Annotated in this window: 13 protein-coding genes; 11 read left to right on the forward strand and 2 right to left on the reverse strand. The window is 37.7% G+C overall.

Going from position 1 to position 12,314, the window contains the following annotated elements; translation table 11 throughout:
* The first annotated feature begins 274 nt into the window (after positions 1-274).
* The 8 genes from NLX74_RS11760 to NLX74_RS11795 all read left to right on the forward strand — a co-directional run bounded on the left by NLX74_RS11760 (position 275) and on the right by NLX74_RS11795 (position 8,906).
* Entirely contained in the window at positions 275-2,338 is a 2,064-nt protein-coding gene (locus tag NLX74_RS11760) for a methyl-accepting chemotaxis protein (protein ID WP_254328822.1), read from the forward strand.
* Between the two features lie 420 nt (positions 2,339-2,758).
* Complete coding sequence (xerA, locus tag NLX74_RS11765; protein WP_254328823.1) at positions 2,759-3,577, forward strand: site-specific tyrosine recombinase/integron integrase; 819 nt, start codon at positions 2,759-2,761, stop codon at positions 3,575-3,577.
* Between the two features lie 130 nt (positions 3,578-3,707).
* Positions 3,708-4,826, forward strand: coding sequence for a hypothetical protein (locus NLX74_RS11770; RefSeq protein ID WP_254328824.1), 1,119 nt, complete (start codon positions 3,708-3,710; stop codon positions 4,824-4,826).
* 279 nt (positions 4,827-5,105) lie between these two features.
* A complete protein-coding gene (locus NLX74_RS11775; RefSeq protein WP_254328825.1) occupies positions 5,106-5,501 on the forward strand; it encodes a contact-dependent growth inhibition system immunity protein in 396 nt (131 codons plus the stop codon).
* 158 nt (positions 5,502-5,659) lie between these two features.
* A complete protein-coding gene (locus tag NLX74_RS11780; protein WP_160789515.1) occupies positions 5,660-6,193 on the forward strand; it encodes a YfiT family bacillithiol transferase in 534 nt (177 codons plus the stop codon).
* A gap of 199 nt (positions 6,194-6,392) precedes the next feature.
* Positions 6,393-7,280 (forward strand): hypothetical protein, encoded by an 888-nt coding sequence (locus NLX74_RS11785; RefSeq protein WP_254328826.1) that lies wholly within the window; start codon positions 6,393-6,395, stop codon positions 7,278-7,280.
* Positions 7,281-7,466: 186 nt separating this feature from the next.
* Positions 7,467-7,934 carry a DUF2691 family protein gene (locus NLX74_RS11790; RefSeq protein WP_254328827.1) on the forward strand — a complete coding sequence of 156 codons (468 nt, stop codon included), beginning with the start codon at positions 7,467-7,469 and terminating at the stop codon, positions 7,932-7,934.
* Positions 7,935-8,138: 204 nt separating this feature from the next.
* Positions 8,139-8,906 carry a hypothetical protein gene (locus NLX74_RS11795; RefSeq protein ID WP_254328828.1) on the forward strand — a complete coding sequence of 256 codons (768 nt, stop codon included), beginning with the start codon at positions 8,139-8,141 and terminating at the stop codon, positions 8,904-8,906.
* A 193-nt stretch (positions 8,907-9,099) separates the two neighbouring features.
* Here the strand turns inward: NLX74_RS11795 and NLX74_RS11800 are convergent, their stop codons facing one another.
* On the reverse strand, positions 9,100-9,387 hold the full coding sequence (locus tag NLX74_RS11800; RefSeq protein WP_010345193.1) for a hypothetical protein: 288 nt from the start codon (positions 9,385-9,387) through the stop codon (positions 9,100-9,102).
* Between the two features lie 171 nt (positions 9,388-9,558).
* Between NLX74_RS11800 and NLX74_RS11805 the strand changes: the two genes are divergently transcribed.
* From NLX74_RS11805 to NLX74_RS11815, 3 genes are all read left to right on the forward strand, one after another.
* Positions 9,559-9,762: a helix-turn-helix domain-containing protein gene (locus NLX74_RS11805; protein WP_010345194.1), complete on the forward strand. Its 204-nt coding sequence runs from the start codon at positions 9,559-9,561 to the stop codon at positions 9,760-9,762.
* Between the two features lie 200 nt (positions 9,763-9,962).
* Positions 9,963-10,427 (forward strand): hypothetical protein, encoded by a 465-nt coding sequence (locus tag NLX74_RS11810; RefSeq protein WP_254328829.1) that lies wholly within the window; start codon positions 9,963-9,965, stop codon positions 10,425-10,427.
* Between the two features lie 174 nt (positions 10,428-10,601).
* Entirely contained in the window at positions 10,602-10,991 is a 390-nt protein-coding gene (locus tag NLX74_RS11815; RefSeq protein WP_254328830.1) for a hypothetical protein, read from the forward strand.
* A gap of 365 nt (positions 10,992-11,356) precedes the next feature.
* Here NLX74_RS11815 and NLX74_RS11820 read toward each other — a convergent pair whose 3' ends face one another.
* The gene (locus tag NLX74_RS11820) at positions 11,357-12,106 is read right to left on the reverse strand and encodes an SDR family oxidoreductase (RefSeq protein ID WP_254328831.1); all 750 of its coding nucleotides are present in this window, start codon (positions 12,104-12,106) and stop codon (positions 11,357-11,359) included.
* Positions 12,107-12,314 lie beyond the last annotated feature (208 nt).

Raw genomic sequence — 12,314 nt, forward strand, 5'->3', positions numbered from 1 at the left:
ATGAGGGTTGAGCTTACGGATCGCTGAAACGCTCTAAATCCGCAAAACTCTGCGTTCTCATATATAGCTTTTAGTAAGAGCCTACGTCTGACGGAGGCTCTTTGTGCTGCCCTAATCTTTTGCTGGAGTTAACGAACAGGTTAGGAGGGAATCTATGAGGAATCAGATAGCAAAACTTTAAATTGTGTATACTAAAAACCTATTAAAATAGCTGCAAACTTCCGACATATTATCTAAGAGCTTTTCGCTCAATATTCCTCGGGGAGATGGCAGCATGTCACAAAATATAAAAAAGCGGGTAATCAGATCATCCAGCATCGCGAACACATTAGCCATGGTCTTGTTAATCATTATCGTTGTCGTCTTTGCAACCTTGGGGACGTTCATGTTTGCAAGCACGCAAAGCATACTTGTCAAGCAGCAAGAGGCCATGCTCCAGACCAAAACGCAGGCCGTTGTCACTCAATTCGATGCGTTGTTTAAGGAAAAGGGATCACTTGTCAAACAAATGTCAACGAATAATCTTTTTAAGCAATATTTAGAAACCACCCCATCGGCAGAAATGGTGAAAACTTCTCCTTATGCTGCCGAAACAGTAGCGACTCTTGCAGCCATTGTAAAGGCAGAGCCATCTTTTGCCGACGCTTGGATTGCAGGAATATCTGGTAAAGGCTTCTTTCTTCAGAATGATGGTGTTGCTTCTAAACCGGATTTCGATATCCATACACGCCCATACTTCAAGCCAGCTGTTGAAGCAGACGGTTTATACTACTCAGAACCCTATAAGGACGTCAATTCGGGTAATGTGCTCATGGGCATTTTCTATCCGATTAAAGATAGCAGTAACCAATTAATCGGATTTGCTGCTGTCGATATTGCTTTCAAAGACATCCCTGCCGTTATGCAAAGCTATTCGCTTGGAAGCACAGGTTATTCGATTCTTGCATCCAAAACAGGTGATATTTTGTATCACCCTGATCAAAATAAAGTGCTGAAAGAAAAGATTAACGAAAGCACAGGTGATCTTGGGGAGATCGGAAAGAAAATGATTGCCGGCGAGTCTGGAGTACAGCTAATTAATGATAATGGGGAACGTCGTTATATCGGGTATGCAACCAGTAAAGATACGGGGTGGTCTGTAGGCTTAACCATTTCTGAAGATGAGGTGCTCTCAGAATTAAAAGCGTTTACCTGGATTACCATTGGCGGTTTTGCGGCAGCCACCATCCTGCTCGTTGTGATTTGTTATATAACACTCCGTTATCTGTTGAGATCAATCCCGAAATTGCTTGCAAAAATCAAGCTGATTGAAAATGGAGATTTGACCGTTCAGTTTGATACGCAATCCAACAATGAAATCGGGCAAATTTCTCAAGGAATTTACAATATGGTTCAAAAAATTCAAGGCATGCTCCAAATGGTGGGTGGCTCAGCTCAAGTCTTGAATCAATCTTCAAATGATTTGCAATCCATTTCTTCCAGAACCGCGATCACGATGAACGATACGGCGACAGCAATTAATGAGATTGCCAATGCAACGAACTACCAATCCATCGAAACGGATAACATTTTACAAAAAACCGGAGCATTATCCGGCCAAATTGACGAAATTGCCAATGATGCCAAAGCCATCGAAACGATGGTGCAATTCTCTGCTGAGCAAAGTGGACAGGGGCTTGCTGTAGTAGATCAGTTATCCAGATGGGCAGAAGAAAATCACAATTCCACACAAGCGATGTCGTCTATTATTCAGGAGATTGATCTGAGCCGTCATGAGATTTCAAGCATCGTGGATACGGTCAACCAAATTGCAACGCAGACCAACCTGCTGGCGCTTAATGCTTCCATTGAAGCTGCACGTGCAGGAGAACAGGGCAAAGGGTTTGCTGTTGTTGCCGGAGAGGTTCGCAAGCTGGCTGAGCAGACTGCACTGGCGACACAGGAAATCTACAAGAAGGTACGTGTAATTGAAGAAAAAACCAGCGTATCAGTTGAGCATACGGTTCACGGTCTGAAAATTGCAGAAGAAAATGCCAGATCGGTGGAGGACACGAAGCAAGTATTCTTTAGCATTAATAAGGATTTGGAAGATTTGAAATTGCGAATGATCCAGATCAGCACCAACACCTCCAAAGTCCACAAGCACAAAGATGAGATTTTGCAGGCGCTGGAAATCATCTCTTCCACCACCGAAGAGAATTCCGCTTCAACTGAAGAAGTTAGCGCCAGCACGCAGGAACAATTGGAAAGCTTCGAACAGGTTGCTGAGCTATCCAAACAATTAAATCAATTGTCCACTAAGCTTCAAGACGAATTAAAACAGTTTAAGGTTGAGTAACAAGTCTAGGTATGGTATTGACTAAATATATAGTTAAGCCCGCGATCAGCGCGGGCTTTTTTGCGGCTTATCTTATTTTCTTAATAAAATAATCAGGCTCTTCTTTTGTTTCTGCGGTGATGTGACGGAGGAACTGGACAAGTAAAGGCAAGACACTTTATGATGATGAAAATTGGACTTAATGGATCAATAATTCACTCTGAAAGAATCAGGGACTTGGGATGAATATCCATCTTAAGTCCCTTTTTTTGTGTAAAATTAGATTTCCAATTTTTTGAACGGCTGATATACTAAGGAGGCAAGTCAGATGAAGATAAACCTACTTTATCGGGATAAAAAAAAGATCGGCGGGACGCGTAGGCTGATGCGGTTCCCTTTTCTTCGGAACGAGGTGAATGGAACCCGGATCAGCGGCAAGAAATGCGCGATGTATTGGTGGCAAGGGGCTACAGCAGCAAGACGATTAAAGCATACATATCGCAAACGGAACGCTTTTTTGCCGGATTGCAAGGGAGCGAAGCAAGCATAAATGATGCGACGGTGCAAAAATATGCGTTGGCGCTGCTCGAAAAAGGCCTTTCGCACGCTTATGTTAACCAAGCGATCAGCGCGCTGAAATTTTACTTTCGCCATGTGCTAAAGCAGCCCAAATCCTCCGCCTATGTTCGTCCGAAAAAGGAGAGTAAACTGCCAGATGTGCTGTCCCTGAATGAGGTTATGCGTCTGTTGAAAGCAGTGAAAAATCTAAAACATAAGGCTATTCTGTACCTGACGTATACATCCGGGCTGCGGGTAAGCGAAGTGGTGAGGTTGCGTCTTGAAGACTGCGACCGTGAACGGAAAGTACTGAAATTTCGTCAGGGAAAGGGCAGGAAGGATCGGCAAACGCTGCTATCCGAAGCGGCTTTTGCGGTGGTCGAGCAGTATATAGGGGTGGAGCATCCAGCAGACTGGCTGTTTCCAGGGCAGAGGGAAGGCCGCCACCTGACGGAACGTTCAGCGCAGAAAGTGTTTGAAAAAGCGCTGGCTGAAGCGGGCATTCGCAAACAGGTGAGTATCCATTCGCTAAGGCATTCCTTTGCGACCCACTTGCTGGAGAATGGGATTGATCTTCGCTATATTCAGGAACTGCTAGGGCATCAGAGTGTGCGAACGACGGAGCGGTATACACATGTGAGCAGACGGGACATTGGGCGGATTCAAAGTCCGTTGGATCGGATGAGCGGGCTGGAGGATTGAAACGCAGAAAGTGCCGGAATAAGGAGAAAAGTGCAGGATTCACGAAGTTCGTGAATATGACGAAGAGAGCATTCTTTGGGAAGTTCGTAAATAATACGTTATGTGAAATAATGATGAAAGGAACATAAATATGAATATTGGTAGAGAAGAAGGTATTGAAAAATCAAAAATAAACATGCTTGAAAAGCTCTATTATTTGCAACTAGTTGCTTCATTAACACCTAAGAGTTCTGGTGGAATTATGAACAAGTCAGTAAGAGAAAAAATTTTTGAGATTGCAAATTTTATAAAAGAATCTTCTGATTTAGAATTTCATGCTAGAGAAATACAATTTTATGAATACCTTGTCCGGATTTACAATACGTATAAAACTGTAATTAAACCAAAAATAAACCACAGAAAGATTGGTAGAGATTTTAATGAATTATTTGCTGAAGAAAATCGAAATCCGTATTCATATGGTATTGAATATGGATGGATCAAAGAGAGAATAGAATTTGTCAACGATCCATGGCCGTCGGACTTGCCATATCAATCGAAAATTGGGATAGGAGCGCATTTTCCTTCTGTTGGGATAGAGGAAGAATTTATGCTTAGAGATGCTTTTTATTTGTTGGTAAAAGCATATGAGGTACATGAAGATATGCATGCAATTGCAAAAAAGTATAAAGACAATGGAAAGGATGTTGAAACAAAAGAGGATTACCTGATTCTTTCTAGCTACAATCATACAGTTGCGACTTATTCACGATTAGGAACACAAAGCTTTTACTTTTTTACTGAAGCCTTTATAAATAGTATAGGTTTCGATTATTACTTAAGAAATAAAGACAAACTAGAAAGTAATGAAATTGAAGTTTTACAAGGGAAGCATAAGGGTAGGTTTATCCCTCTTGAACAAAGAATTCAAAAGTTTCAATCTATTATAAGATCCGATAATCGTATAGTAGTTATTACAACTGATGAAAATCAAATTAAAGAACCTTTTAAAACATTTTTCAATGAAATAAAAGAAATTAGAGATGCTGCATCTCATTTTACTCCTGTTAAAGGAGAGATTTGGAGAAAACCAGATGAGTGGTTGGATAAGGTGTCGTCCGCAGCAAAAATTTGTATGGAAGTATCAAAACAATGTTGGTTAGCTTGTTATCCTGATCGTGATTTGCCTGAGTACTTGGTAGGATTGGATTACGATGAACATATTAAAACAGCCAGGAAGAGGTCACAAGATATTAAGACGCATCTTTAGAACTGATAAATAATCAACTCTAAATCCATCAATAGTTCGAATGTAATCAAGCCTGTCGAATTAGAATATTATTAAATAAGTGCCAAGATCTTTTATCTAGTCGTTTGAGTTGATGGTGTACTAGCTTCGAAGTCATTACTCCACATAACAATATATTCACGCATCGGACATACGTCCTCGGTCCGGTAGGAGCCGGACACACTCGGCATTCGCCGAGCGTCGTGAATACGAGAACGTTTTGTGACATACCGGAAACCATTTATTTAAGAGGGTGAAGCCATGCAACAAGTAGATCTAACCAAAACCCTTGAAGAAATTGAAGGAAAATATTGGGGTGAACCGAATTTTGCTTCTTCATTAGTGATCCAAGTACATCGATTAAGGAAGAAACCTCTTTGTGAATTGAATAATGAAGATTTAAGACTTTTGATTGGGCAACAAATGAATCTAGATTTTCTTTTACCTCTAGCCTTAGAGCAATTAATACAGAACCCATTCGGATCAGGAGATTTATATATCGGAGATTTATTTTGTTCGATACTCAAAGTGGAGAAAGAATATTGGAAAGAACATAAAGAGTTGAAGAACGAATTGGATGAAGTGATTAGAACCTATGAAGAAGCGAGAAAGACATTAGAAGAGCACATAAGTAAATACAGAAGCGATCATTTGTAAGTAGATTCAAGAAGTCCGGTACACCACATAACATAATATTCACGCTGCGGGCATACGCCCTGGGTACGACATTCGCCGGACACCCAGCATAGCTGGGTCGTGAATACAGGAACGTTATGCGTAATTATTGAAATTCTAAAGAAGAAAGGAGAAATACAATGGATCAAATCAAATATCCGATTGGTCAATTTCAACCCAAAAACAATCTTTCAAATGATGAAATAATAAATCTTATTAAACAAATTCCTGAACTAATTAAGCGATTAAATACATTGCTGATTGGTCTCGAACAATACCAATTGGAGACTCCGTATCGGCCGAACGGTTGGACAGTAAGGCAGGTCATACATCACTTAGCTGATAATGATATGAATGCGTACCTGAGATTTAAAAGAGGATTAACTGAAAATAATCCATTAGCAAATACATATAGAGAAGATCTGTGGGGAGAATTAATTGATTACAAGAAGTTGCCCGTAGAGAATTCGCTATCACTTATTGAAGTATTGCATCATCGCTTTTTGGTGTTGCTCAATGAACTTAGTATAGAAGACTATAAACGGACTATACAGACTGAAGTATTAGGAATAATTACATTAGAGACAGCTATACAAAGATTTATTTGGCACAACAAACACCATGCATCCCAAATCGAAAACCTAATAAGAAGAGAGAAATGGAAAGACATATAAGAGAGAGGATAATTGTAAGGAGTTCAAAGATGGCAGTAACAACGCATAACATAGTATTCAAGCAGCGGCTCCTTTCGGAGCCTGGGTCTGCGAGAAGGATTTCAGGGAAGTATTTCAGCAGACAACTCTTCGGGGGTCATGAATACAGGAACGTTAGATGAAACCAATGCAAGATCTAAAGTAAGGGAGCCTACAATGATTGAACCAACTATCGAATCAGTTAAAGTTTCTATTTCAGAAACATAAAATCAATGATCAAATTGTAAGTTTTCAAAGACTATCAGGAACAACCTCTGGATTAGTTTTAAGATTAGAATCAGAGTATGAATTTAAATATATCTTAAAGTTTGATAATCCAAGCCAAATTAGATTAGTTGAACAACTGCTTCATACCTATGAGCACTCAGTATTATTGCCGAAAGTCCTTTTTTCAGCCGAAGACAGTTCATATTTTGTTTATACATTTCTTGATGGAACAACTCATTTTAATCGTGGTCCAAAGAGTAGTTGGATGAAAATATTGATAATGGATTTACTCAACAAATACGTGGAACATAAAGAAACAAGTACATGGGGAAGAATAGAATACCCACGAAAGACATGGAAGGAATTTAATGAAATAAGTATTGATGAAGCAAGGATGAATCTCAGGAATGTATTATCAACAGAAGACTATAATTACGTTAAATTAAAAGCTAGCAAACTATTTTATGATGATTCAAAGCAAGGAACTAAATATTTGCTGCACGGTGATACTGGAGTTCATAACTTCGTCTATAATAATGCAACATTAATTGGTGTGATTGATCCATCACCAATGGTGGGACCAATCGTATATGATTTTCTATATGCATTTTGTTCTTCGCCTGACGATATTAATTCTGACACATTGTTTAAAGCATCGGATTTACTTGAACATGGGAATATTGAAAGAACGAGATTGATTGAGGAAACTTTGATCCAGCTTTACTGTCGAATAGGGCTTAGTGTGCGTCATCATCCGAATGACTTAAAGGAATATATACAGGCATGGGAATATTGGAAACAATTATGTAAGCAAATCGACGAGGGCATTGGCATCATCTAACATCATATTCACGCTGCGGAGCCTGACGGCTCCTTGGTTCGCCCGAAGGGAACGGCAGAGAAGTGGAATCAGGCGAACACATCTTCGAGGCAAAGTCCGTCGGACCCGGCAGCTTAGCTGCCTTAAGCCTCTCATCGTCGTGAATACAGAAACGTTATCAGAAATCAGCGTGAAGTGGGTGAATAAATGAATAGAGGCATAAGTTTTGAAATTCCAAATTCTTATGGAAACCATCTTGGAGAGATTTTAAAGCCAATAGATATAACTATTTTCAGTTGGTTTATTGGTGGAGAAGAGTCATATTTTATTGTTGATGATACTTTAGGGGGTAGTCTCTTTCCAGACATGGTTACTGGAATGGATGGAGAAGATCTTAAAAAGATTATTGATTACAACAAGTACTACTTAATATTTGCGAATTTAAAGGCGTATCCAAAAGGAGCAAATATAATAGATGTAATGTCATATGAAGAATATATTGCGAGTGAGTGTCAGATTATTCTTCTTGTGATTGATAGTGTGTACATAACAGTTTACTGCAAAGACCTTGAAAAACTTGAGGACTTATATGATCACATAAAGAGAAAGGGATATAAATCTCTGGAATATATAACTGATGAAAATGATACAAGGACAAGACTATCAGTTTGGTGATTAAAAACAAAAAATGATTGTTGTAAGTAATTCAAGGAAGACGCTGAAATCTGATAACATAATATTCAAGCTTCGGCTCTAATGGAGCCTTGGTCTGCGGAATGAATTTCGGAGAGGCATTTCAGCAGACAACCCCTTTGGGTTTCATGAATACAGAAAGCTGAAAGTGTTGAAAAAATAAATAGGGAATCAGGAGTAGATTTAATGAAGTTTGATTTCATAAAGCCAAATAGCAACAGAAAGATTAATTTATTGGCATTTTTTATCATGAGTTTTTTCAGCGTTTGTTCTTATTTCTTATTTATTAAATCAAGTGACATTATATTTCACGTAATTACTGCTGGGTTTCTGTTTATCTTTACAATTGGTGCTTTATTGTTCCTAACAATTGTCTTTTTTAAAAATAATAAATTTTTTAATTTCTTACTTTTGATTTTACTAACGCCATTAATTTTATTGTTTTCTATAATAATTAATGTATATTATTTCATTTTTGTACCAGGACTTGTTCTCTTTATAATGGCAGTTCTAGTATTTATTTTATATATATTAACTGGATTATTGCTAATGAGTTTAGGTGTAGACGGGAATAATAAGGCTATTCTTTACGTATGCACTATTATTGTAATTTTACTTTATTATTACTTTGGAGATAGACTTTTTAAGTCTCTTAATTCATTTGTCTACAAATTAGCTGCAAATGAATACTCGAAGAAAAGAAGAATTTGGTTAGATAAAACGTTTAATCCTGACACAAATAGAAAATCACTATATTTATTATTGCTTTTAGTTTATATCGTAGTTAAGGTGTCATATTTTGCAGACTACGAGCCATTGTTTAGACTCGAATTTATAAATGAAGCTTTACTGACATTTGTCATATTTGACACCTTAGTATCAGGAAAAAATAGTATAGGAAATCTCTTGAAAAGTAATTCTAGCAAAAGTAAAAAAAATCATGAACAAACTTAATGTAATTCTTAGAAGTCAGTACCTTCAGCTAAGACAATATTCGCGCTTCGGGCCATTCGGCCTTTGATCTACCAGGAGTTGTTTTGTAGAAGAATAATCAGGCAGAGACATCCATTCCCCTAAGATAAGAGCTATCTAACGAACAGCCTAACGTTATACGACAGAATCAAAATGAAAAAGAGCCAGAAGGCTCTCATTCTAAAGATATATGTAATTCGTTATGCAGATGAAGAGCGTCCTTAAAACCTTGCAAATAAATTTCACGTTCTAAAATAGCTTGTACAGAAAGCTCAGCATCGTCGTAAAGGAATAGGGTCTTCTGTATATTCTCCGGTACTCCTTCATGTAACTGCTTGAAGTAGAGATTCCGTTCGGATGAAAATTGGTTGTAGCTGGAGTTGTTTTTGATAAGCTCGCCATATAAAGATTCAATTCGAGTATAAATCAGTGAATCAAGTAAGACTTCTAAAGAATTATGCATTTTAAACACCTTCCAATGTATTTGATTTTATGAATAAAAGTTCAACTTATTAAACATAATTTTATCATATCAAATAATTAAGTCAATACATGTTGAAGATGTTTTTGATAAAGAAAATATACTTTCATATAATTAAAGAAAAATTCACTTGATGTGTGAAAGGAATATCAGATGATTAGTTATAAACCATTTCAAAAATTATTGATCGACAGGGAGATTAAGAAGCAAGATTTATTGAAAATGACAGGTATCTCGTCTGCTACAATGGCGAAACTCAATACGAATGAATATGTATCATTAGAAGTGATTGATAAATTATGTGCGGCTTTAGGTTGTCAGCCAGGAGATTTATTGGAACATATAGCAGAACAATGACAGATTAGAATCAAGAATGAATGTTGGTTAACCGAAGAAGTGATTCCATCGTATAACATAATATTCAAGCAGCGGCTCCTTTGGAGCCTGGGTCTGCGGGATGGATTTCGAAGATGAATTTCAGCAGACAACCCCTATGGGGTTCATGAATACAGAAACGTTTTCTGAAAGACTAGCATTTAAGAAAACAGGTGAATAGAATGCCATTAATTCATGAGTTTCTTATAGCTCCTAAAATTGGTTTTGAATTAAATCAAATTGTTAGGAATAACAATGGGAGAATTAATAAAAGTAAATCAGGTATCGATTATTTAGTTGAATTAGATGATGAACTCTTTCAGTATCTTTCAGATACATTAAAGTGGATACCAAATGAAACTGATAATAGATTCGGATTGAATTACTGTGGGTTGACAGTTATGCATTCAAATGGAGCGAGTGTACTAAAGAAAATTATTACAGGTTGGTATGAGATATTTAAAAATGCTCCAAATGAAATAAAGTTAACAGGGAATTATTTTTGGAGAGACCAAATCGATAAAGGTGAATATGAAAAAATTGAAGTAAGAAAAGCTAATTTATTAAAAATTCTCTCTGAACTAATTACCTTATGTAATCTAGTTGAAGATAATGACGACTTAATAATATTACATCTAGGGATTTGACACTTTGAAAGAAGTTCTAGTAAGTTATTAGGTGTCAAGCACAGAAGCATATTCAGATAACACACGACCTGACCTAAGATAAGCTATCTAGGGTCAGGTCACGTCATAGAGGCGGAAATGTTAGATGAAAGCACCTAAATAAATAAAACCATCTAAAAAGGATGAAACGAAAAAGTGATAAAATCTATTAGTATTGATGAATGGAATGGGAACACATTCAATGAAGAAATAGTTATGAATCCTACATGGGCAGACACTTTAAGTTTTTTAAGAAAACTCGACGGAGATAAATTTACATTAGTTTTTTTTGAGGTATCAGATACAGACTCAGTATTAGTTGGAGGCGGACCGGAATATTTCATAGTGTCTATTACAATTGATGGTAATATATATACTCTTATGAATGATAAACAGGGAAACAGTGAAATTCTTCTGGTTGTTGGTGGTCAGTTAGGCAATTATTGCGATAACATTTGTATAGAATTAATTCCTATGATTGAAGTAATAAAGTATTATTATGAAACTGGAAAACTACTCGAAACACATAAATGGAAACAAGAATAATAATTACTTTGAACGCAACTCGAAGAAGTAGGTTACATCATCTAACATTGAATTAAACGCATCGGAGCGGGACAAGCTCGACGATTACTCTGGAAGAGGCATTTCGGAGGAGCGGATTCACCGGACACATTCGACCTGTTAAGTCTGACGAGTATTCCCAATGGTCACCTTAAATTGCTTGAACTTCAGGAATGCCCAACGCTATGTGAAATCAACGGAATTATTTAAGGGACAAACATTGACGTGACAGCTTGGCGCTATTTCTTACTTCACGAGCAAGTTGCAATAAAATGAACATGAAATAGACGGAGCTGAGTGTCTACTTCATGTTCGCCTAAACTTTTGAAAATTAAATTACAGGTGGATCAATGAATATTTGGAGGTTCAGAATTCATCATATCGTTAAGCTGAGTCACAAAAACACCTTCGTTCGGGCCAGGGTTATTTCGAAACATTTTCGCTTCTTCCACCAGAACTTCGTCTGTATCCGTGCCAAGTATCTTTATTGTTGCATCAATGAATGAATCAAGTAGCATCGCACGCGGTTCATCGTTGTTGCTTTGAACCCATGGGGGCACAATTTCTATTACTTTGACCGATGTGTCTTTAAGCAAGTACCTTTGAGACAGCGTATAGGTATGAAGTGCTGCCTTCGTCGCGGAGTATACAGCAGTTGTCGCTAACGGTACAAATCCAAGTATTGAAGTCGTGTTGATGACAACCGCTTCTTCTTTGGACTTCAAATGCTCGATGAATGCAGAAGTCAACCGAATGGGACCTAGCAAGTTTGTAGTGACAGTCGAAATCAAAACATCCTCATCGATCACGCCCGCCGCGTCATCGGGCTGTATGATGCCGGCGTTGTTAATCAAGACATTAACATCCGGGTATTCTTCGATTAACTGCTTGGCGGTCGCCTCTATGCTGGCAGGATCTTGTACATTCAATTCCACTGCGGACATGCCAGGATTCGCTTTAATCGTCTCCTCCAGACGCTCTTTACGTCGACCGGAGATAATAACTTTGTTTCCAAGATTGTGGAGAGCTTCTGCTAACGCACGTCCAATTCCCGAACCGCCGCCTGTAATAAAAATCGTGTTTCCTGTAAGTTTCAATTTTTAAACCTTCCTAATTCAATGTGATTTAAATCATTCCAAAGATTGTAAAACAATAGATTTCATGATTATAGCTCCTCTAAAATTGAACATATGTTGAATCATCAACATGAATTTTATAAAGTGAATGTATCAGAGCGATATATGGGGTTCAATGGTTGAAACAAGCGTGGTTGTTGATTTTTCAACAGAGGACTTCGAAATGTTC

The sequence above is a fragment of the Paenibacillus sp. MZ03-122A genome (genome assembly GCF_024213325.1).
GTDB lineage: Bacteria > Bacillota > Bacilli > Paenibacillales > Paenibacillaceae > Paenibacillus > Paenibacillus polymyxa_B.

What these genes read in the sequence shown, in the direction of transcription:
- NLX74_RS11760 (WP_254328822.1), top strand. Translation starts at nt 275, where the DNA reads ATGTCACAAAATATAAAAAAGCGGGTAATCAGATCATCCAGCATCGCG.
- xerA (WP_254328823.1), top strand. Translation starts at nt 2,759, where the DNA reads ATGCGCGATGTATTGGTGGCAAGGGGCTACAGCAGCAAGACGATTAAA.
- NLX74_RS11770 (WP_254328824.1), top strand. Translation starts at nt 3,708, where the DNA reads ATGAATATTGGTAGAGAAGAAGGTATTGAAAAATCAAAAATAAACATG.
- NLX74_RS11775 (WP_254328825.1), top strand. Translation starts at nt 5,106, where the DNA reads ATGCAACAAGTAGATCTAACCAAAACCCTTGAAGAAATTGAAGGAAAA.
- NLX74_RS11780 (WP_160789515.1), top strand. Translation starts at nt 5,660, where the DNA reads ATGGATCAAATCAAATATCCGATTGGTCAATTTCAACCCAAAAACAAT.
- NLX74_RS11790 (WP_254328827.1), top strand. Translation starts at nt 7,467, where the DNA reads ATGAATAGAGGCATAAGTTTTGAAATTCCAAATTCTTATGGAAACCAT.
- NLX74_RS11795 (WP_254328828.1), top strand. Translation starts at nt 8,139, where the DNA reads ATGAAGTTTGATTTCATAAAGCCAAATAGCAACAGAAAGATTAATTTA.
- NLX74_RS11800 (WP_010345193.1), bottom strand. Translation starts at nt 9,387, where the DNA reads ATGCATAATTCTTTAGAAGTCTTACTTGATTCACTGATTTATACTCGA.
- NLX74_RS11805 (WP_010345194.1), top strand. Translation starts at nt 9,559, where the DNA reads ATGATTAGTTATAAACCATTTCAAAAATTATTGATCGACAGGGAGATT.
- NLX74_RS11810 (WP_254328829.1), top strand. Translation starts at nt 9,963, where the DNA reads ATGCCATTAATTCATGAGTTTCTTATAGCTCCTAAAATTGGTTTTGAA.